Below are 22,286 nucleotides of genomic sequence, written 5' to 3' on the forward strand. Positions count from 1 at the left end.
TTGAGCATAAACCATGAATCTCTTTTCTATACTCTAAATCCTTAAAAGATTTCTCGACTTCATTGTATTGCGCTAGAAATGACTAAAAAAGATCATTCCAAAATCGGTTCTATAAAATAGGTATAGCTATAATTTTTAGGTTTGAGCTGGTATTTTTCCCAGGTTTTTGCGCCCCAACTATTATCTCCACCAACACCCATTTGTTTATAATCAATATTTAGATAAGTCGCATCTTTAGGTTTAATATCTGTGGTATGTCGTTGTGCTTTTTCCATACCCGGATCAAAATCTGAAACTGGATTTCTTAATGCACTAAAAGATACCAAAGGCATTCCGGTGAATTTTATTCCGTTTCCTTCATTATCCATAAGTTTTACCCAGCGATTATCAGTACGATAGCCATTTTCCTGCGGGCGAATGTAGGGTACGTATAAATCCTCTACACTCGAATTATAAATCCCTACAAAAGCAGAAGTTTTACGATCCCAATAATTTTCGTAAGGCCCGCGACCATACCATTCTACGTTATCGTAGGCTAACGGAAGTACCATGGAGTTACCAAATCTCGGCAGGGAAGTTAGCTTTTCTGTATCGCCGTTGAATTGAAAATCATTACCGACTTCAATACGTCCGTTTCCGTAAATTTTATAGGTAATGTTGAGATTAGAAGAAACCGAATCTAACTTATAGTTCGTTTTTACTTCAACATAATTATCCTTTTTTTCAGAAGTAAAATCCATTAATTTAGGATTATCCGTTGCTTCTTTCCAGGCTCTTGCCCGTTTCTGAAAGTTGTTTCCGAAGTCATTATCTGTTGGTGCCCTCCAAAAATCTGGTTGAGGTCCTTTCTTGATCAGGTCTTTCCCTTTAAAATTATATGCTGAAAGCGCTCCTGTTTCCTTATCAAAAACAACCTCAACATCGATATTCGAAATTATAAGATTTTCGCCCTTATTTTTTGTTTTCAGCTTTTCTGAAGCTACAACCGGTAATTTTACCTCACTTCCTTCCTGAAGCTGAATTTGATTTTTGGCAATTACATAACCCTTAGCAAGAACAGCACCAATATTCTTAGTTTTTACATAGAAATTTATAAAATACTCTGCTCCCTTTTCTAGTTTAAACGCCTGGATTTGGAATGTTTTTTTCTGAGGCGCCAAATCGATCGTTGTGGGACCGCCACCCTCAACAAATTGTCCGTCTTTTATTAAATCATAAAAGATTTCGTATTCATTTAAATTGGTAAAAAAGAAACGATTCTCAATTTCAAAGGTGAAATTTCCTGCCTGCTTGTCTTTTAATTTAATAGCTACATTTTGATAAACATCTTTTACTTCGTAAAGTGCAGGATGTGGTGTACGATCTGGATTTACTAATCCGTTAATCACAAAATTAGCATCATGCCTATAGCGATCTGGTCCAAAATCCCCGCCATAAGCCCAATATTCCTCTCCGTTTTCATCAGTTTTTACAAATCCCTGGTCGACCCAGTCCCAAATAAATCCGCCCTGGATTTGTGGATTTTCGTATACAAAATCCCAAAGATCTACAAGATCACCGGTACTGTTACCCATACCATGCGCATATTCGCACCAAATAAATGGTCGATCCGGATAGTTGCCCAGGTAGTTATTTTTTATATAATCAACGCTGGCATACATCCAGGGAATGATATCGGTATGTGGTTCCTGGAAACTTTTACCACGCTCGGCTCGCTCATATTGCACCGGACGGCTAGGGTCGTTTTTCTTTAACCAGTGATAATTTTTTATGAATGCCGGACCATCGCCAGCCTCGTTCCCCATAGACCAGATAATGATCGAAGGATGATTTTTATTGGTTTGCATCATTCTGGCGATACGATCGTGATGCATTTTCTCAAATTCGGGTTTATTTGCCGGGGTTTTATCCTCATCATAACCAAAGCCATGACTTTCAAGATTCGCCTCGTCGATCATATAAATGCCATATTTATCACATAGCTCGTACCAATATGGATCGGCAGGATAATGCGAGTTTCGAACGGCATTGATGTTATATTCTTTAAAAAGTTTAATATCCTGAAGCATGGATTCATGTGAGATCACGTGGCCTGCGTATTGATCATGCTCATGTCTATTCACTCCTTTAAGTAAAATCGGTTTCCCATTTACCAAAAGTTGTCCGCCTTTAATTTCTGAAGTCCTAAATCCAATATTTGCTGAAGTAGCCATTAGCGTTTTGTCGGCATCATTAAGATTTAATGTTAAGGAATAAAGATTTGGTTTTTCGGCCGACCAATGTCTTATGTCTAGATCTGAAATTTGAAATTTCAGCGTATCATTTTTAGCTTCAGCAATGGGTCTTGTTATTTCTGAAATAACCTTTCCTTCGTCCCAGATCTTTAAATTTAACTGAAGGTTTTTACGAGAACTTTCCGCATCGATAACCGCATATCCGTCTAGAATTCCTTTTTCGTAATTTTTATCCAGTCCGGGAGTCACAAAAAAGTCTTTAATTCGGGATTTAGGAGTTTTGTAGATATACACATCGCGCTCGATGCCGCTTAATCGCCAAAAGTCCTGATCTTCTAAATAACTTGCAGAGGACCATCGATATACTTCAACTGCAATATTGTTTTTTCCAGGTTTTAAATACTTGGTAATCTTAAATTCAGCCGGAGTTTTAGTTCCTTCTTTGTAACCGACTTTCTCTCCGTTTATCCAAACATAAAATGCACTGTTTACCGCTCCAAAATGTAAAAAATAGTCTTCATTTTTATCGAATTCCGACTTTGGTAAATCGAATGTTCTTTTATAAGATCCTACCGGATTATAGGTAGCGTCTACAAATGGCGGATTAATTTTAAAGGTGAAACCTGAACTCACATATAACGGAAAATCGTATCCCTGTAATTGCCAATCTCCAGGAACTTCAATATCGTCCCAATCTTTTACATCGTAATCAGTTTTATAAAAATCTACGGGTCTTTTTTCAGGAACCGCCGCAAAATGAAATTTCCAGCTTCCGTTTAAACTTTTATAGTTTCCAGATTTTTGGTATTCGCCGGTCAACGCATCAGCTTCTGAATCATAAATATGAAAATGAGCCCTTGGATCTTCGGTATTTACAGATAAAATGTCTAAACGCTGCCACTCAGGATATTCCTGTGCTTGTAATGAAAAAGAAAATGCTATGAACAAAAGGCTAAAATAGTGGAGAAATTTAAAGGAGAGAAAGTGGTTCATAGCATTTTCAGATTTTCTATAGTTATGAGTTTTTAAGTTCTTCTATTTCTTGTATTGTTTTTGCCAGGGGATCTCCCAGCAGTTCTTTTCCGTTTGCAGTAATCAAAAAGTCTTCTTCTACACGCATACCGCCAAAGCTTTTAAACTTTTCGACTTCGTCATAATTTACAAAATCGGTATATTTTCCCTGTGCTTTCCAGGAATCGATTAAAAACGGATTAAAATAAATTCCGGGCTCTACAGTAAGTACATTCCCTTCTTCCAGTGCTTTACCTAATCGCAGAGATTTAAGTCCAAACTCAGTACTCTTTTCAAGATCATCGGTATACCCGACCAACTGCTCGCCAAAGTTTTCCATATCGTGAACATCCATTCCCATAAAATGGCCTAAACCACATTGAAAAAATAAAGTGTGTGCACCGGCATTTACAGCCTCCTGAGTATCGCCCTTCATTAAACCAAGACCTTTTAAGCCTTCTACAATTCGGCTACATGCTAATAAATGGGCATCTTTAAATACATAGCCCGGCTTTAATGCTGCGGATGCGCTTTCGTGAGCATCTAAAACGATCGAATAAACTTCTCGCTGAATAGCTGTAAATCGTTCGGCTACAGGAAAAGAACGTGTCATATCTCCCGCATAATTCATAGCCGTCTCAGCTCCACAGTCACATAAAACGATATCTCCGTTTTCTACCACCGCCTGTGTAGCATGATTATGCAGGTATTGGCCGTTTTTAGTTAAAATAATAGGAAAAGAGATATTTCCGCCACCGGCAATAGCAATAGCCTGTAACTCCCCGGCAATTTGTTTTTCGGTTACCCCGTGCTTTGTCCATTTAATCGCATGTCGATGCATGGCCGCAGTAATGTTTACCGCTTTATGAATTTCTTTAATTTCTTCAGCAGACTTTATAGAACGTTGTGCGATGACTGCTTTGGTAAATTCAGTCGACTTTTTAGCTTCAACTTCGTTCACCGGAATTCCGGTAAGATTACTGATCTCGATCGTTACTTTATTTCTATACGGAGGCAAATAATGCAAAGGCTGAGCTTTTTGCTGTGCGTTTTTAATATAAGCTTCCAATCTTGACATTGGCTGTACTTCAGCAATACCAGATTTTTCAGCATACGTCGATAAAGGTTCTACTGCTCCAACCCAAACAAAATCTTCAGGAGTAAGGTCATCTCCAAAAAGGATCTCTTTATCATTATCTAAATCGATAAGTACGTAAAGATCGGGAAGGTTCATTCCGAAGTAATATAAAAAGGTACTATCCTGCCTAAAGGGATACCAATTGTCTTTATAATTCATTCCGGTTTCCTTATTCCCAGGGAATATTAAGAGTCCGGATCCCACTTTTTTCTTTAAGCTCTCTCTTCGCGCTACATACGTTTCTTTTGAAAACATCTATTCTTACATTTTTTAGTTACCTGTTTCTGTTCAAACCCATTGGTTGTTTATCAGAAAATTATTTCTTAATTCGAGGTATCCCGATCACTATAGCTATAGGGATCAGGACCTGAATATTTAATCCCGATTATCGAGTAATTCTACATCTATATAATACATTCGCTCTATCCTCCAGGGTGTAAATAAATACTGGTTTTTATGCTGAATAGCTACACTTTGCCATTCTGATGAAGGGATAATCTTTATTTTTTCCTCGTCGCCTTTTAGCACCAATGGTAAATTAAAACCATCTACGATATTGGTATATTTATAAAACATTTTACTATTCGGTGCATCTATATATAGCTGAAGTTTCGGAATTTTTGTTGTGGTTAAATATTGCTCAAACACTTTAGAATAATCGTAACCTGATTTCTCTGAAACATATTCCAGGATTTCTGAACCGTCTACCGTTTGGTTATGAAAGGTCATATTTAAACCGGTAAGAACATTCTTGAATAATTTATCATCATCCATACTATGCCGAATGCTGTGTAGCATATTTCCGCCTTTTGGGTACATATCACCACTCCCCTGCGCATTAACATCATAGGCAGGGATAATCGGTTTGTCATTTTTGATTCCTGCTCTTGTACCGTAGTTATAATCGTTCGCAGCTTCTTCGCCATACACATAATCCAGGAACAGGGTTTCGCTATAATTGGTAAAACTCTCATGAATATACATATCGGCCAAATCGTTAGTGGTAATATTATTCCCGAACCACTCGTGACCACTCTCATGGATAATGATAAAATCCCAGGTTAAACCAAGACCAGTACCCGATAAATCCCTGCCGCGATAACCACCGGCATACCAGTTTCCGTAAGAGACATTAGATTGATGCTCCATCCCGGTATGTTCTGTCTCTACAAGTTTGTAACCATCTTCATAGAAGGGATAAGGCCCAAACCAATATTCAAAAGCATTTAAAAGATTATGAACTTCAGTAGGCATATAATCTTTTGCTTTCTCCAAATTATAATCCAACACCCAGTAATTAAGGTCTAAATCGCCTTTTATCCCGGTGTATACTTCAGAGAAGTTTTTATAATGTCCTATATACGGTATAATGGTATAATTGCTTATTGGATTTTCAACACCCCACTTATAAGAAACCGTACCATCTTTATGTTCGGTTTTATTTAGCATTCGGCCATTTGCCACCGCCATTAAATCCTTTGGTACTCGCATTGTTAAGGAAGCTCCATGATCTGGCTCGTCACTTTGGTGATCTTTATTGGGATACCAGATAGAAGCGCCAAGTCCCTGACAGGTCACCGTCATCCAAGGTCTGCCTTTTTCGTCTTTGGCAAAAGTCCATCCACCATCCCAGGGTGCTCGAATCGCCTCGTGCGGTTTTCCACTAAAATAAATTTTTACTTCATGCTCAGATTCTATTTTTTGAGCAGGCGTTTTTACGTGATAAACATCCCCTTCTCTACTATAACTTAAGGATTGCTTTTTATCGTAAATAATACTATCGATCACCAGAGGTTGCTGAAGATCGATTTGCATAAAATTAGGATGGTCTTGCTGAACTACTTTATAGCTGATCTTATTCAATCCTGAAGTATATTTTTTATCAAAATCTGGTGTTACTGAAATGTCATAACGCATCACGTCCCACCAGGCTCTTTCAGGAGTAATACTTCCTCTAAGCGTATCGGCATGAGTAAATTGAGTTTCCTGAGCTTTTAAAGAAATTGCCGTGAAAATCAATAAAATCAGGAAATATAATTTGCTATTCATAAGTATAAGTAGAGAGTTTAGCGTAAAGTTGTAAAATATTTGTTCAATAACCAATAAAAACTTGATTTATGGGTAATATAGTATCATTTAAAGTTAAAATATAAGGAACTCATGAGCATTTATGCTTTAGACATTTATAAAAACAAGAAAAGATAAAATAGAAAAAAGAATGTAAAAGAAAATTAATTTATGTAAATAACTGTTTATAATTATTAATGATTAAATTATGTAACAAAATCAATAAAACTAATACCTATAACCAAATAAGCATTCATCACTCAAACGCAAAATCATTAATTAAAAAATTTATGGACTATCAAACCAAAAAATGCCCTTATTGTGCAGAAACTATAAAATCTGAAGCAATTAAATGCTGGCATTGCGGCGAACGTTTTGATACTGGCAGAATAAACGTCTCACAACAACCACAAGCACCAGTAACCGTTATTAATAATTATCCAAAATGGAGTGCAGGAGTAGCAATTTTACTTAGTATTTTCTTTCCTGGTGTTGGGCATATTTATAAAGGCGAAGTCTTAGTCGGAATTTTATGGCTAATATTTGTGACCATAGGCTATATCTTATTCATTTTTCCCGGAATTATTTTACATCTTATCTGTATTGTTACTGCCGCCAGTGGCGATCCTTATAAATAGATTTTAATAAAATCCCGGACTAGTGATCTGATCAATAAATCGGGAAAACAATTATAATTTTTAAGACATCCAAACCTTTTAGTTCTCATTACTGGTGGAAATCACCACCACAATAAGATTAAATATGTAAGTTAAAGCAGTTGAAAATATCTTAATAATAGTAATTAATTGGCTGCAAAAATTAGATTTACGTAATATTTTTAATTTTCAGCCTGCTTTACTAAATCAGATTCGAAATTGATCTTTTTAAAATTGATATCTTCTAAATTTAAAAGAACATCTATATAGATATTATAGGGAGCTGAGCTGACTCGTTTTCCCTAAATCAAACCGCCCTCAATAGTTATTGCATTATTATTTATCCAGGTACCAAAAGCTTCAAAATTCACTTTTATCGCTTAAAGCTCTTCATCGTCGTAACAAAATTCCTTTAGATCTGGAGCAATTTCAAAGAATATGTTTTCTCTGTAATCATCATCTGCAATATTCACACATTGCTCAGCAATAAAAGGATTAGCAAAAACCAGATGCTCACCATTATCGATAGCATATTTTGCTGGCATAAATTCTGCCACAGCTATTCCCTGGTTCTGCTCATAAAAAGCACAAATGCATGTCTGGAGTACAATCTAAATTTTCATCATCATCACGGCTAAAGGCCAACAAGCTAAGAATCGAAAATAACGCCTATATTTTTTTCATTTGTTTATATTTACTAATTAGATAATAGTTGGATTAAATGCTTGCCCGAATAAATTAGGGATATACATTTAAAAATTATCGATTTAGATTTGAATACCGATCTTCAAATAGACTAAATGAGACGAAAAAAGTTTTTAAAAAGGCTCGCCATTTTAGGCGGAATTGCAGCAATTCCAGGGCTGTATGCCTGGCAGGTTGAGCCATTTTGGTTAGAGTTTGTTCGGCACAAAATGCCGGTTAAAAATCTGCCTAAGCATCTTTACGGGAAAAGCCTAATGCAGATTAGTGATGTACATATAGGTGATTTTTTCGATTATCAGTACATTATAGATTCCTTTAAACGAGCCCAGCAATTAGACCCGGATTTTGTAGTCTATACCGGTGATTTTGTAACCTATGAAGAACCAAAAAATCTGGAGCAGCTTGCTGAAGTTATACCCTATTTTCCTACAGGAAATTTAGGAAGTGTTGGAATTTTAGGAAATCACGATTATGGTATAGACTATAAAGAAGCGCACGTGGCCCAAAATATAATCGATCAATTGACTTCCCGAAACATCCAAATTTTAAGAAATGAAACCAAAGAATTAAACGGACTCCATTTTCTGGGAATAGATGATTATTGGGGTATTAATTTTCACCCTGAAAATGCTACCCAAAATTATAATCCCAAAACTGCGAATATAGCCTTATGTCATAATCCAGATGTTTGTGATCTGGATGTTTGGAATAGTTATCAAGGCTGGATTTTAAGTGGCCATACCCATGGCGGGCAATGTAAACCGCCTTTTTTAAGAGCTCCTATTTTACCGGTAGAAAATAAACGTTACGATGCCGGGATTATCGATCTTTATGATGGGAGAACGCTCTATATAAACCGTGCCTTGGGATGTTTGCGCCAGATGCGATTTAATGTACGACCAGAAATCACCATTTTTGAATTACAACCCGCATAAATTTAATATGAAATCACCCAACCTAAACCCTGTCACTCCCGATACTCGTATCGAAATTCTGGACATTTGGCGTGGGGTTGCGGTTTTCGGAATTTTCGTCGTAAATATTGAAATCATGAACGCGGTGTTTATGAATCAGGATATGTATTACGATCAGTCGGCAGGAAGGTTTGATACGCTAATTCAACGAATTTTACAGCTATTTTTTTACACTAAATTCTTCCCGATATTCTCATTATTATTCGGGATGGGCATCGCCATGCAGCTTGAGAAACTGAAGCATAGAAAAAAGAATAGCCTTTTTATGCTTAAACGCATGCTTATTTTATTTGTAATTGGTATGCTACATGTCCTGGTGCTTTGGGGAGGTGATGTGATTCATCTTTATGCGATTTTAGGTATTTTTATCTACTTTTTGTATCAACTAAATAGCAAATGTTTACTCCTATTGTGTCTTTTTATTTTAGTATTTCCTCTTTATGATTTGATTGCTGAATATATGTTCTCCCGGATAAATTATTCACCTGAAAGATTTTTAGAAAAATATAACTTCGAAACGGTCACTAAGATTTTAAGAAATGGAAGCTACAAACAAGCTTTAACTTTCAGGATTTTGGAATATTGCGCTAATCTCCCGGTTTTGTTGGTGTTTTTAGCGCCGATTGCTTTTTCCATGATGCTTTTAGGAGCAGCATTCGTGAAATCGGGTAAACTTTTAAGGCTTAAAGATTTTATCTTAAAAAATAAAAATGCATTTATTTGGCTGTTTACTATCACCACTATATACCGAATTATTTTTCTGTTTATTTTACCCAATTTCGATCTTTACAAAGGTGATTTTTTTAATCCTATCTGGCTTAAATTAATGGTAATTTGCGATACGCTTTTTGGTCTTTTTTATATGTGGTTTATCGCGTGGTTGTGGTTTACAGGAAAGTTAACCGGTTTCTTGAAACGTTTCCAGCCCGTTGGAAAGATGGCGCTTAGCAATTATATTTTTCAAAGCTTAATAGGAGTGTTGATTTTTAGTGGAATTGGATTTTCGATGTATCAGAAAATGAGCTTACTGCAATGCTTTATTACTGCTACAGTCTTGTTTATACTTCAGGTGGTGTTAAGTCAATTGTGGCTTCAGTACTTTAAATTTGGTCCTTTAGAATGGTGTTGGCGTTGCCTGAGCTACGGAAAACTATTCAGCATAAAAAAAGATTAAACGGAAATGAAAATAGCACTGGCCCAACTGCAATCGGAATCGGGAAATATTAAAGCGAATATAAAAAAGCATCTCGATTATATCGACAAAGCAGCTGCGGCAAAAGCAGATTTTATAGTTTTCCCAGAACTTTCTTTAACCAACTACGAACCGCATTTGGCAAGAGAGCTCGCATTTAAACAAAACGACAGCAAACTAACAATTTTCAAAGATTATAGCACCAAATATAAGCTGGCAATTGGCCTTGGGTTACCTTTAAAGTTGAATAATAAAATTCATATTGCGATGGCTATTTTTAAGCCCAAAAGCGATATTCAGTTTTACTTTAAACAATATTTACACGAGGATGAACACCCTTTTTTCCATCCAAAAAAAAGTGACTCTATAATCCAATTTCAGAAGAAAAAAATAAAACTGGCCATTTGCTATGAAATAACTGTAGAAGAACATCTACAGGATATAATTTTAGAAAAAGTTGATTTCTACGTGGCTAGTGTGGCTAAACATAAAAAAGGTATGGAAGATGCTGAACATCGTCTTCGGTTTATTTCAGACAACTATAAAATTCCTGTGTTATTGGTGAATAATACTGGTAAAGCTGATGAAATGAATTGCTGCGGAAATAGTTTTGCCTATAATCGTTATGCTGAAAAAATTGAAAGCTTAAATGCAGAAGAATCCCTTTTGATAATTAATGCTGAATAGCGGTAAGATATATTTAATTTACTTACATTGCTTTAATTTTTGAAATAGATGGAAGTACACATTAGACAGGAAAAGCCCGAAGATCACGAAGATGTCTTTAGCCTTATTGAAGCTGCATTTCTACATGAATCAAATAGTGATCACCAGGAACAGTTTTTAGTAGACCGCATCAGAAAATCTTACGCGTTTATACCTGAACTTTCGCTTGTTGCTGAGGTAGATAATAAACTTGTGGGTTATGTATTACTAAGTGAAATTACCATCCAAAACGACAAAAATAAATTCCCTGCTTTGGCACTGGCTCCCGTGGCTGTTTTACCTGAATTTCAATCAAAAGGAATAGGCTCTAAGCTTCTTAAACAGGCACATCAAAAAGCACGGGAACTGGATTATAAACTTGTAATTGTACTGGGGCATGAAGAATATTATCCAAGATTTGAATACGAACCGGCTATAAACTTTGATATTCAGGCGCCCTTTGAGGTCCCAAAAAAGAACTTTATGCTAAAGGAGCTAGTACCCGATGCTGCAAAGCATATTTTTGGAATTGTAGTATACCCCGAAGAATTTCATATATAAAAAGACCAACCGCATCCGGATGGACTTTTAATTATTATCGATTTTAAATATTTATTCTTCCGGAAAATTTTCAGCCTGCATCACCTCTTCAATCTGTAATGTGTGCCTGGCCGTGTGTCCGGCAATAAATAATAAGGATTGATAGCCGTCTACCGGACCAAAAGGAGAATCTGAAATATGATTTCTTAGATCTTCTTCAGTTTGATCGTTGATAAAGTCCATAATTTCATCGCGTTGTTCATCAAAGGCTTCTAAAGCGGCTTCTGGAGATTCGTAAGTTCCATTAGGCATTAAAGACTCACTCGCCTGAGCTTTAGTAGATCTATCGGTAATTCCAGCGATAAGATCTTCATCGCTCATTTTAACTTCGCTTTTGCGTTCTGGATTAGCATCACCTTCTAAAGCGGCTTTGGTCATTCCAAATAGCATTTTTTCGGTTTTAATAATATGTTCGAGACACTGACTAACCGACCAACGGTTTGGTGCAGGTTTAAAACTCAGCTGCTTTTCAGAAAGGCCATTAATATGATCTTCAATCGTTTTTCTGGTTTCTTTAAAGTATTCCTTTAAATCTATTTTGATAGCTTCTTTTATTGAAATTTCAGAACGATCAGATATTAAAATTTCAGTTTTTGGGACGCTGGTGAAAGACATGGCAAATAAAGCACAAACCGGAATAAATAGTTTTTTCATAGTAGTAGTTATTGTTGATCTCTAATTTATAATGTATAGTTTTTTTGCATGATTTTGATATTCATTATTTCCCGAATTATTAACGCTCAACCACGTAGGACGTCATCCGTTTAATTTTGGGATCTTTAAAGGAGTTAAATTCATAAACATCGCAAAAAGAAAAGCTTTGATCTTCAGCTTTAGGAGCTACTATCTTCATATTTCCGTTAACACAGGCTTTTTTACCATGCGTAATGACATCTACAAGCTCCAGCTCACTGTTAAATTCTTTCATATCTTTAAGCGCCTCTGCAAACTGTGTTTTTCCCTTAATTTCCTTTTTACCAATCATGATCCAATGAAAGTCTTCAGTAACCTGATCCAGCATAAATTGATGATTCCCATTAGCAAAAGCTTCATTAAATTGAATCAAAAGTTTTTCCTTTTTATTTTCCATTTCAAAGTATTTATAAACTATTCTGAAAAATACCTATAATTTCTTTAAATACCTATCTAAAAAACCGGCGGTTATCGCCTAATATTAGTAAATTGCTCATAAATCATCATTGATTAAAAATGGAATCATCAAAAGTCGAGCCAGGAAGAAATTTAGAAACTTATAGAATTTTATTCATTATAAAGGCAGTTTTAAATTTACTCATTTGCTTCGTAGGCCTGATGTACATGGTGATGGGTGTTGCTTTTACCAATGCAGATATACCCGACGATTTTCCGTTTAATTACTTCAACTTGATATTCTTTATTTTCGGAGGTCTTTTTATTCTATTCTCTATTATAATAACCGTACTTACCTTTTTAGCGGCTAAATATCTTAGAGAGCATAAAAATGCTACGTTTATAATTGTAGTTTCTGTAATAAACTGTTTAACTGGTATTTTAGGTATTGTTCTCGGGATTTTAACTATTATTGAGATTCAAAAACCAGAGGTAAGCGCTTTATTTGAAGCGAATAAAATCAAAAATTGAACACATGAAAAAATGGTTGGTAATTAGTATTGGCATTATAGCAGTATTATTGATTTTAGCATTCTCTACCACAAATTTAGGTACTCATATTTCTAATTTTACCGAAATCTATGCCGATGAAGGCCTTCATAAAGATGCTTTGGATATAGCGAATAACGACCCTAAAGTTACAGATTACTTCGGCACAATAAGCTTAAAGGATAACCTTTCCCTTTTAAACGGTGATGTGCAGTATAGCGAAGATCATAACAAAGTTGAACTTACTTTTAAGTTTAAAGGAAGTAAAGCAAATGGCGTTATCGATATTAAAGCCGCTCGTAATGCAGGAGAATGGGAATATAAAGCAATTATACTACGCAACAAAGACAAGAAAATAGAATTAGTAGAAAGTTCTAAGGTTTAAAGTTCACGGTTTAAAGCCATTCAAAATTCAACATTGAAAATTCCAGGTTGGTCCTAAATGGAATGAAGAAGTTTGTTTTCAGTATTCAGTTTACAATTTAAGCTATATAATATACATTCATCAGCATTCAAAATTTTGGTCAAATTCACTGTGATCACAGTGCACTCTCTAACATATTTTCAAATCGACTTATTTTTAAATCTTACTCCCAGATTCATCTTAACTTCTCTAATTTCCAATTTCGCCACACCCCTTTTCTCCAAATTATACACTTCAACTTAAATACCTATCTGTTTATCGGTTAAAAACAGCTTAAAATTAATAAAAGAGTAAGAATAGATTTAATTTGTAAATACAACATTATTTTTTTCACTTAATTTAACATTTAAATTATCGAAAAGACTTTCCGTAAAATATAAATATTATATTTGTTAACACTTATAGAGTAGATGATAGCAGTATTACCCTTTTACAGTACCCAAGTACTGGAGTACACTAATTTCCTATATTGGTCTTTTGCCGTTGTAGCCGCTATAATTCTGGGGCTTGTGATTTTTTTCACGTATAGATACACCACCAAATACAAAGCGAAAAGTCCAAAAGACAAACCACAAAATGGATCCTTAAACCATAAGTTTGAGGCTTTCGCCCTTATCACTTCTTTTCTCATCACTGTATTTTTTATGTTTTTTACCGTTCAGTCGATGAAGGAGATACAAACCATACCTGATGATCCTAAGCCGGATATTATCATCACCGGGCATCAATGGTGGTGGGAAGCAGAATATCCAAATAGTAAAGTAATTACGTCTAACGAAGTTCATATTCCGGCAGGAAAAAAAGTATTATTAGCGCTTAATTCCGCAGATGTCATCCACAGCTGGTGGGTGCCAGAATTAGGTCGGAAAATAGATATGATTCCCGGAATGACCAATTATATGTGGATGTATGCCGAAAAACCCGGAGAATATTTAGGGACTTGTAGTGAGTTCTGCGGAATGCAGCACGCACGAATGCGTATACGGGTTATTGCCGATGATGAAGCGAATTTTAAAAAATGGCAGGAAGAACAACTGGAACCCGTGATTACTGAAGGTAGTGCACTTTTTGAAAAAGGGAGAAACCTATTTGAGCAAAAAACCTGTACCAACTGCCACGCAATCAACGGAACCAGTTATAACGAAAATATTGGTCCAAATCTCACCCATTTTGCAAGCAGAAAACGGTTTTTGGGAGATTTTAAAGAAGTAAATACTACCAATTTAAGAGCTTGGCTTCATGACCCACAAAAGGTAAAAGAAGGCGCAAAAATGCCCAACTTTATCCTTTCTGACCAAGAACTCAATGCACTCGTAGAATATATTATACACCTTAAATGAGTCTATTTATAAACATACAAGAAGGCGAAGATCAACTTCCGGAAGTAACTTCAGATAAAGGAAGGTTACTCTGGATAAGCTCAGTAGACCATAAGCAATTAGGCATTATGTATTTATGGCTCGCCCTTTTCTTTTTTATTATCGGCGGGCTGGAAGCTATGCTCATTAGAGCACAATTAGCGGTTGGTGATAACGATCTGATTTCACCAGAATTTTACAACCAGCTTTTTACGATGCACGGTACCACGATGATCTTTTTGGTATTGATGCCCGCTCTCATCGGACTTGCTACCTACCTGATCCCATTAATGATTGGAGCGAACGAAATGGCTTTTCCCAGATTGAACGCCTTTAGTTTTTGGATGACGTGTTTAGGTGGTTTCTTAATGTACTTTAGTTTTTTTGCCGGTGGCGCACCAGATGCAGGATGGTTCAATTACGCGCCGTTGAGTGAAAGCAACTACTCTTCAACTCAGGGTGTCGATTATTATTTGGTAGGACTTATTCTTACCGGAATGGGAAGTATAGGTGCCGGTCTTAATTTTGTGACCACTATTTTAACCCTACGCTCCCCAGATATCAAACTAAATATGCTTCCGCTATTTGCCTGGATGATATTTATCAATGGATTTTTAATATTGGCAGCCTTTCCCCTATTGAATGCAGGCCTTTTTATGATGCTTATCGATAGGCAATTTGATGCGCACTTCTTTATTCCTTCTTCAGGAGGTTCGGCCATATTATGGCAACATTTCTTTTGGTCGTTTGGACATCCTGAAGTATACATTTTAGCATTGCCGGCATTCGGAATTATTTCTGAAGTGATCCCGGTTTTTTCAAGAAATAAGATTTTTGGATATAAATTCGTAGCTGCCTCTACCGTAGCCATTGCACTACTCGCCTTTGGCGTGTGGGTTCACCATATGTTTGCGGTGGGAATGACCAATACCGTAAACGGTTTTTTTGCGGCAAGTTCTATGCTGATCGGGATTCCAACAGGAGTAAAAGTCATTAACTGGATAGGTACTTTATATAAAGGAAGTATTAGAATGACGGTCTCAATGATGTTTGCCGTAGCTTTTTTAATCGATTTCACTATTGGTGGTTTAAGCGGCGCTTCTTTTGCAATCGTTCCCATCGATTGGCAATTAACCGATACCTATTACGTAGTAGCGCATATTCATTACGTATTTTTAGGAGGAACTGCCTTTGGGATCTTTGCAGGTATTTACTATTGGTTTCCTAAAATTAGCGGTCGTTTTCTTTCAGAAAAATTAGGCAAATGGCATTTATGGTTATTTGTGATAGGTTTTAATTTCACCTTCCTTGTTCAGCACGTACTCGGAATTTTAGGAATGCCCCGTAGAATTTATACCTATCCATCAAGATTTGGATCTTGGGAAATTTTCAATATGATCTCTACCTTGGGAGCGGTAATGATGTTTGTGGCCATTGCTGTTTTTCTGTGGAATTTATTCATTACCCTGAAAAAGCCACGTACTGCTCCCAAAAACCCTTGGGAGGCCTGGACCTTAGAATGGGCGACCAACTCCCCACCAGACTTAAAGAATTTTGAAGAAGTACCGCGAGTACACAGCAGACGGCCTTTGTGGGATTTGGCCAATCCCGATAATCCTGATAAGCGACTTAATTGATGAAGGATAAAGGAAAATTATTAATGCTTCTAATGATAGGCTCTGAAACGTTCTTTTTCATTGCCCTTATCATTGGTTATGTATATTATCGAAATTTTACGGAAGCTACCGATACGGTTGCTCAACACCTCGATGCCGTAAGAGCGGGGATTTTTACACTATTTTTAATTGCCAGCAGTGGCACCCTGATGATAAGTAAAAGAGCCCTGAACAAAGAAAATTTTAAAGGATTCAATATCTTCTTATTGCTTTCTATCGTATTGGGAATTGTTTTTATAACTGGACAGGTCACCGAATATATAGGACTTTATCAAGAACAAATCACCTTAAGTAAAGATGTATTTGGTTCCAGTTTCTTTACCCTAACCGGCTTTCACGGCTTTCACGTAATTTTAGGTATTTTGGCCCTGCTCATTTTATTAATAATGAGTTTGGGAAAATTAAGAAGAGTATCCATAGCCGGATTTGGCGGTGTTGAAGTTTACTGGCATTTTGTGGATGTTGTCTGGTTATTTGTTTTTTACTTTGTGTACATAACTCCTTTATTATGATAAATACAGATTTTTTCATAACTCCGGATAACTGGTCATTTGCAGGAATAATACTTTCTGTTTTGGTCATTGCAGCATACCTGTTGTTTTTAAAGACAAAAACTTCACAAAAGGCTTATTTTATAGTAACGGTAATCTTATTATATGTAAGTTTTGGTTCTCCTATAGCCTTGCTCCGAGACTATGGTTTGCATAGTCTTACAATGCTTCAGCATATCGTTTTGTTGATGATTGCCCCTATCCTATTCTTAAAATCCATTCCATCAAATACAATTTTATTTTCAGAAAAATTTAAGCTGAACATCCTACAGCAACCGAAAAACTATTTCCTAATGTTTTGGTGGTTAAGTGCTGTGATGATGTGGGGCGGACATTTTTTGAGCGCGGGCATTCTTTCCGCAGAAACCGGAACGGCCATTTGCGGTATTACCGCCACTAAAGATAGTTGGATCACAGCTATACCAGAAAGTCTTATTTTAAGCTTATTATTTATTGCGGGAATATTATTTGCATTGCCGGTTTTTAATCCTGTTAAAAGCAAACGCCTAGCTCCTTTAAAAAGTGTGATTTACCTTTTTACAGCCTGTGTAAGTTGCTCATTATTGGGATTATATGTAGCTTTTTCTGCAAGTACAGATACCTTAAACAGTTCGTTAACAGCATTTACCACTTTAAGAAGTCCGGTTCCTTTAACTTTAAGAGCAGATCAGGAATTAGCAGGAATGTTAATGTGGGTGCCCGGATGTATTCTTTATGTATTGGCTTCGGTTTCCATTTTACTGAGCTGGTATGAAGAAAATCCGGTAGAAAAGTCTGAAACAGCAATCCATACAGCGAAATAAGAAGATGATGAACCAAGAAAAAAAATATAAAGCAAAACCCGAAGAACTTCCCAAACCTACCTATTGGCCATTCTTTCTGGCTTTTGGAATAGTATTTATCTTTTGGGGAATCTTAACCAACTGGTTTTTATCGGGAATGGGCGCTATCGTTTTTGTGGTAGCACTTATCGGCTGGATCGTAGAAATCAATAAAGAAATTAAACACGATGAAGAATAATGGCTTGTAATTGCGAAAATCAAAATCCACCAAATAACCACAAGGAGTCACTCGACAGAAGAAGTTTTATGACAAGGATCACCTTGGGCGTAGGAGCTTTTTTTGCCGCGGTACTGTCTTTTCCTTTAGTCGCTGCAATGCTAGATCCTATCATCAGGAAAAAAACTGAAGTCTGGCGTTCCGTAGGAAAATTAACCGATTTCAAAATAGGCGAAACAAAAATGGTCACTTTTGAAAATGCCTCGACCTATGAATGGAGTGGTGGCATTGCACGTTCTGCAGCCTATGTAAGACGCAAAGAAGATGATAGCTTTTTAGCCTTATCGGTAAATTGTGCGCATTTAGGTTGCCCCGTACGATGGGTAGAAAAATCAGAAATCTTTCTTTGTCCCTGTCACGGCGGAGTTTACCATAAAGATGGATCCTGGGCCGCAGGTCCACCACCGCGCGGAATGTTTGATTATGAAGTAAGAGTACACAACAATAACGTACAGATTAAAACACAAAACATCCCCATAACCAACCTAACATCGTGAAAAAGGCTTTAAAAAATATATGGCATTGGGTAGATGACCGTGGAGGACTAAGCGAATTGGTGAAACCACTCACCACTCATTTGGTGCCACCGGGATCTAAATGGAATTACGTTTGGGGAAGTGCCACCCTATCCTGTCTAATTATTCAGGTAGTTACAGGAATTGCTTTAGCATTTCTCTATCAGCCCTCAGCAGACGTTGCCTACCAATCACTTCAATACATAGAAAATCAAGCTTTTTTAGGAAGTTTTATAAGAGGCTTGCATAATTGGGGAGCTTCAGGAATGGTATTGCTAATGGGGATGCATATGATTCGTGTGTATCTTTTTGCTGCGTACAAATATCCACGCGAAATGAGTTGGATCACCGGAGTGGTACTAATGGCACTCACTATTGTAATGGCCTTCACGGGACAATTACTGCGTTGGGATGATAACGGGGTTTGGTCTAGTGTAGTCGCCGCTGAACAAATGGGAAGAATTCCCTTGATAGGTGACAGTATAGCCCACTTTTTAATGGGAGGTGAAAATATTAATGGCGAAACATTAAATCGTTTTTTCTCTCTTCACGTATTTGTGATTCCCGCGTTGCTTTTCAGCTTTGTAGCCTACCACTTATTTTTGGTGTTTAGAAACGGAATTTCTGAACCACCTAAAGTCGGACGTTATTTAAATCCGAAAACCTATAGAAATTGGTACGAAAATATGCTAAAAGAAAAAGGAGTTCCCTTTTTCCCAAATGCTATTTGGAGAGATGCGGTTTTTAGCGCGCTAGTACTTATCGTTTTAGTTTTTATAGCTTGGTTTGTGGGCGCTCCCGAATTGGTAGGCGCACCAGATTTAACCAATGTAAAAGTAGATCCTAAACCCGATTGGTATTTCACCTGGATATTCGCCATTTTCGCCTTAATGCCCCGAGATATTGGTTCTTATGTCATTATGCTCGGACCCGTATTAACCATCACGGTTCTTTTAGCCGTTCCGTTTTTATCCAAAGGCGGCGAACGTAGTCCACTAAAAAGACCTTGGGCCATAGGCGCGGTCGCTTTTTTAATTATTACGATTTGCGGACTTTGGTACATAGGAGATGTAGAACCTTGGCATCCAAAATTCGATGCCGAACCACTTTCAGAATATACCACCGTACCCGAAGCAAAACCTTCGGTGCAACGAGGTATCAATGTATTCAATACAGCAGGTTGTCTGTACTGTCATAAGATTAATGATCAAGGTGGAATTCGGGGTCCAAATTTAACCAATGTTCAAAACAGGCTCACTAAAGAACAAATAATTATAAGAATCGTAAACGGGGCAGAAAATATGCCGGCTTACGGAGGTTCGCTTTCCAAAGAAGAACTTGAAGATGTGGTGGACTTCCTGCTGAAGGATAAAAAAGGGTCCAACCCAAATAACTAATAACACTACACAAACACTATTTTAATATGAAAGAAGCTATACGGTTTACAACAATAGCATTAATTATTGTCGCCCTCATCGTTTGCACGGCAATCTGGCCTGCCTGGGGATTTTCAATAATGGCAGCCGCTATCATTATCTTGGGTATTTATGATATCGTTCAAAAAAAGCATTCCATCACCCGAAATTTCCCTGTCCTTGGTCATATGCGTTTTCTACTGGAACTCATTGGTCCAGAATTGCACCAATATTTTGTAGAAAGTGATACCGATGGCAAACCTATTGACAAGAATCATCGCAGTTATATCTACGAGCGAGCCAAAAAAGAAAAAGAAAATCATCCTTTTGGTACCGAATTAGACGTTACCCAGCAAGGCTATGCCTGGATGGAACACAGCATTTATCCTACCAAAAAACTAGATCAAGCTCCCCGAGTGACCATAGGCGGACCGGATTGTAAACACCCCTATTCTGCCAGCTTATTCAACATTTCGGCAATGAGTTATGGTGCGTTGAGTAGTAATGCGGTAATGGCACTTAACAAAGGAGCAAAAGCTGGAAACTTTTTCCACGATACCGGAGAAGGTGGTATTTCAGATTACCACAGAAAAGGAGGTGATTTGGTATACGAAATAGGAACCGGTTATTTTGGTTGTCGAACAGAAGATGGAAATTTTTCAACTGAAAAATATGAAAAAGTTGCCGCCTATCCGGAAGTAAAAATGATTGAAATTAAAATCTCCCAAGGAGCTAAACCCGGTCACGGAGGCGTATTACCGGCAGCTAAAAACACCGAAGAGATTGCAGAAATACGAGGAGTAAAACCACATACAGATGTATTATCACCTCCGGGACACTCTGCATTTGATTCCCCTGAAGGTTTACTGAAATGGATCCAACAACTCCGTGATTTGTCCAATGGAAAACCTATTGGGTTTAAACTATGTATTGGTAACAAAAAAGAATTTATTGATATCTGCGAAGCAATGAAAGCCACCGGAATAAAACCTGACTTTATTACCGTAGATGGTGCTGAAGGTGGTACGGGAGCTGCCCCCATTGATTTCTCAAATTATGTGGGAATGCCGTGGGAAAAAGCACTTGTTTTTGTAGTAGATACGCTAAGAAAATATGATTTAAAAAAGGATATAAAGATTATTACCGCTACAAAAATCTTTACCGCTTTCGATATTTTCCGTGCTTTATGCTTAGGCGCAGACCTTTGTAATTCAGCTCGTGGAATGATGTTAGCATTGGGATGTATTCAAGCTTTAAAATGTAACACCAATCAATGTCCTACGGGAGTAACTTCTAACGATCCTAAATTTATGAGAGGACTTGTGGTAGAAGATAAGTGGAAACGTGTAAGAAACTACCACGAAGAAATCCTAAAAGATTTCCTAGAGCTTTTTGCAGCTGCCGGTTGTTCCAATCTTGAAGAATTAAATCGTAGCCTAATTCATAAAAAAGTAGGAGAAGAAATCGTAAGTTACGATAGCATCTATCCTGAAACTGTTAGAATATAGACAAAGACACCACTACTAGGTTTTAGAAGCAAGAAACAAGAGGAGAGAACGGATTGATTTGAAAATGATATAATAGAAAATTTAAAACTCGAACTTTCTAACTCTAAACTTTTAAGCTTTCAATCTAACGGCGGCAGCGCCGTATTGATATCTTGAATTTCTGTATTCCCTAGTTTGTGTTTCATTTTCTTATAGTTCCCTACCTATAAACCAAAAAGTTGTATAAATCTGTTTTTAATTAAAGTAATAATCTAACTGATTTTGTTCTTTTTCTAAAAGTTTTTATAGCTAATTGTGTATAAATTTCAGAATCTTATGGATTGGTTAGCCTCATAAAAACTCAAACTTTATTGGCCTAACGAATACGATTAAAAGGCTCATCAAAAAATAAACTAACATTCATAACGGATAATTGGTAATCCAGATAAATGGGAATTATCGTTTTATTCAATAACGTGTTTATGTTGTGCCATACAGGCAACAATAACACTCCTAGGCTTGCTGGTTATTAAAATATATGAATTAAAGTGAAAGAGGTAAGCGTCCAATTTACGAACGAAAATAGGCGTTAGGCATATTGATACTAAGAATCTACCCTGGCTCCTTTTTCTCTTTGAGTTTGAACAGAATTTAAATAGATATACTAGATAACCTGAATATCCAATAGGAGACAATACCTTTAAAACAGTAAATTCGTCGGGGCAAGCCCCTCGGTGCAGTTTAGTAGAACACGTTTTATAACTTATAACCTCTACTAATACGGCAAGCCTAGGGATATTTAACGCCTTCCCTAAAAATATCCCCATAAACAGGGAGTAAATAAAGCCATAAGCTAGGTATCTTGCAGAAAATTAAACGCG

21 protein-coding genes are annotated in these 22,286 nt (G+C 36.8%); 15 read left to right on the plus strand and 6 right to left on the minus strand.

What is annotated here, in order from left to right; translation table 11 throughout:
• Positions 1–92: 92 nt before the first annotated feature.
• The 3 genes from ZPR_RS06630 to ZPR_RS06640 form a co-directional block, all read right to left on the minus strand.
• Positions 93–3,182, minus strand: a complete 3,090-nt coding sequence (locus ZPR_RS06630; RefSeq protein WP_013070876.1) for a beta-galactosidase, LacZ type — start codon at positions 3,180–3,182, stop codon at positions 93–95.
• A 67-nt stretch (positions 3,183–3,249) separates the two neighbouring features.
• Positions 3,250–4,638 (minus strand): aminopeptidase P family protein, encoded by a 1,389-nt coding sequence (locus ZPR_RS06635; protein ID WP_013070877.1) that lies wholly within the window; start codon positions 4,636–4,638, stop codon positions 3,250–3,252.
• Between the two features lie 120 nt (positions 4,639–4,758).
• Positions 4,759–6,432 carry a M1 family metallopeptidase gene (locus ZPR_RS06640; protein ID WP_013070878.1) on the minus strand — a complete coding sequence of 558 codons (1,674 nt, stop codon included), beginning with the start codon at positions 6,430–6,432 and terminating at the stop codon, positions 4,759–4,761.
• A 308-nt stretch (positions 6,433–6,740) separates the two neighbouring features.
• Here ZPR_RS06640 and ZPR_RS23575 point away from each other — a divergent pair, with 308 nt between their 5' ends.
• Positions 6,741–7,088, plus strand: coding sequence for a zinc ribbon domain-containing protein (locus ZPR_RS23575; protein ID WP_201765804.1), 348 nt, complete (start codon positions 6,741–6,743; stop codon positions 7,086–7,088).
• A gap of 398 nt (positions 7,089–7,486) precedes the next feature.
• Here ZPR_RS23575 and ZPR_RS23355 read toward each other — a convergent pair whose 3' ends face one another.
• Positions 7,487–7,663 (minus strand): hypothetical protein, encoded by a 177-nt coding sequence (locus ZPR_RS23355; RefSeq protein ID WP_013070880.1) that lies wholly within the window; start codon positions 7,661–7,663, stop codon positions 7,487–7,489.
• 243 nt (positions 7,664–7,906) lie between these two features.
• Here ZPR_RS23355 and ZPR_RS06650 point away from each other — a divergent pair, with 243 nt between their 5' ends.
• Genes ZPR_RS06650 through ZPR_RS06665 form a run of 4 tightly spaced genes read left to right on the plus strand, consistent with a single transcriptional unit; the run spans position 7,907 to position 11,243 of the window.
• Positions 7,907–8,746 (plus strand): metallophosphoesterase, encoded by an 840-nt coding sequence (locus ZPR_RS06650; RefSeq protein ID WP_013070881.1) that lies wholly within the window; start codon positions 7,907–7,909, stop codon positions 8,744–8,746.
• 7 nt (positions 8,747–8,753) lie between these two features.
• On the plus strand, positions 8,754–9,959 hold the full coding sequence (locus ZPR_RS06655; protein WP_013070882.1) for a DUF418 domain-containing protein: 1,206 nt from the start codon (positions 8,754–8,756) through the stop codon (positions 9,957–9,959).
• 6 nt (positions 9,960–9,965) lie between these two features.
• A complete protein-coding gene (locus tag ZPR_RS06660) occupies positions 9,966–10,664 on the plus strand; it encodes a carbon-nitrogen hydrolase family protein (protein WP_013070883.1) in 699 nt (232 codons plus the stop codon).
• Positions 10,665–10,712: 48 nt separating this feature from the next.
• Positions 10,713–11,243, plus strand: coding sequence for a GNAT family N-acetyltransferase (locus tag ZPR_RS06665; protein ID WP_013070884.1), 531 nt, complete (start codon positions 10,713–10,715; stop codon positions 11,241–11,243).
• A gap of 51 nt (positions 11,244–11,294) precedes the next feature.
• On the opposite strand, the gene ZPR_RS06670 is transcribed toward ZPR_RS06665, so the two are convergent.
• Both ZPR_RS06670 and ZPR_RS06675 read right to left on the minus strand, forming a co-directional pair.
• Positions 11,295–11,936: a DinB family protein gene (locus ZPR_RS06670; RefSeq protein WP_013070885.1), complete on the minus strand. Its 642-nt coding sequence runs from the start codon at positions 11,934–11,936 to the stop codon at positions 11,295–11,297.
• Positions 11,937–12,015: 79 nt separating this feature from the next.
• Positions 12,016–12,372 carry a nuclear transport factor 2 family protein gene (locus tag ZPR_RS06675; RefSeq protein WP_013070886.1) on the minus strand — a complete coding sequence of 119 codons (357 nt, stop codon included), beginning with the start codon at positions 12,370–12,372 and terminating at the stop codon, positions 12,016–12,018.
• 119 nt (positions 12,373–12,491) lie between these two features.
• Here ZPR_RS06675 and ZPR_RS06680 point away from each other — a divergent pair, with 119 nt between their 5' ends.
• The 10 genes from ZPR_RS06680 (at position 12,492) to ZPR_RS06725 (ending at position 21,426) form a co-directional block, all read left to right on the plus strand.
• Positions 12,492–12,902, plus strand: a complete 411-nt coding sequence (locus ZPR_RS06680) for a hypothetical protein (protein ID WP_041578746.1) — start codon at positions 12,492–12,494, stop codon at positions 12,900–12,902.
• A gap of 4 nt (positions 12,903–12,906) precedes the next feature.
• Positions 12,907–13,305: a cytochrome c oxidase assembly factor Coa1 family protein gene (locus tag ZPR_RS06685; protein WP_013070888.1), complete on the plus strand. Its 399-nt coding sequence runs from the start codon at positions 12,907–12,909 to the stop codon at positions 13,303–13,305.
• Between the two features lie 449 nt (positions 13,306–13,754).
• Positions 13,755–14,684, plus strand: a complete 930-nt coding sequence (coxB, locus tag ZPR_RS06690) for a cytochrome c oxidase subunit II (protein ID WP_013070889.1) — start codon at positions 13,755–13,757, stop codon at positions 14,682–14,684.
• Positions 14,681–16,339: a cytochrome c oxidase subunit I gene (gene ctaD / locus ZPR_RS06695; RefSeq protein ID WP_013070890.1), complete on the plus strand. Its 1,659-nt coding sequence runs from the start codon at positions 14,681–14,683 to the stop codon at positions 16,337–16,339. Before coxB ends, ctaD begins: the two co-directional genes overlap by 4 nt.
• Positions 16,339–16,890 carry a cytochrome c oxidase subunit 3 gene (locus ZPR_RS06700; RefSeq protein ID WP_013070891.1) on the plus strand — a complete coding sequence of 184 codons (552 nt, stop codon included), beginning with the start codon at positions 16,339–16,341 and terminating at the stop codon, positions 16,888–16,890. The genes ctaD and ZPR_RS06700 overlap by 1 nt, the downstream gene beginning before the upstream one ends.
• Positions 16,887–17,732: a cytochrome c oxidase assembly protein gene (locus ZPR_RS06705; RefSeq protein ID WP_013070892.1), complete on the plus strand. Its 846-nt coding sequence runs from the start codon at positions 16,887–16,889 to the stop codon at positions 17,730–17,732. The genes ZPR_RS06700 and ZPR_RS06705 overlap by 4 nt, the downstream gene beginning before the upstream one ends.
• Positions 17,733–17,736: 4 nt before the next feature.
• Positions 17,737–17,949 (plus strand): aa3-type cytochrome oxidase subunit IV, encoded by a 213-nt coding sequence (gene ctaF, locus ZPR_RS06710; protein WP_148211669.1) that lies wholly within the window; start codon positions 17,737–17,739, stop codon positions 17,947–17,949.
• Positions 17,949–18,485: a QcrA and Rieske domain-containing protein gene (locus ZPR_RS06715; RefSeq protein WP_148211670.1), complete on the plus strand. Its 537-nt coding sequence runs from the start codon at positions 17,949–17,951 to the stop codon at positions 18,483–18,485. The genes ctaF and ZPR_RS06715 overlap by 1 nt, the downstream gene beginning before the upstream one ends.
• Positions 18,482–19,900, plus strand: coding sequence for a cytochrome b N-terminal domain-containing protein (locus tag ZPR_RS06720; protein ID WP_013070895.1), 1,419 nt, complete (start codon positions 18,482–18,484; stop codon positions 19,898–19,900). The genes ZPR_RS06715 and ZPR_RS06720 overlap by 4 nt, the downstream gene beginning before the upstream one ends.
• 26 nt (positions 19,901–19,926) lie before the next feature.
• Positions 19,927–21,426: an FMN-binding glutamate synthase family protein gene (locus tag ZPR_RS06725; protein ID WP_013070896.1), complete on the plus strand. Its 1,500-nt coding sequence runs from the start codon at positions 19,927–19,929 to the stop codon at positions 21,424–21,426.
• Positions 21,427–22,286 lie beyond the last annotated feature (860 nt).

The sequence above is a fragment of the Zunongwangia profunda SM-A87 genome, from assembly GCF_000023465.1.
Lineage (GTDB): Bacteria > Bacteroidota > Bacteroidia > Flavobacteriales > Flavobacteriaceae > Zunongwangia > Zunongwangia profunda.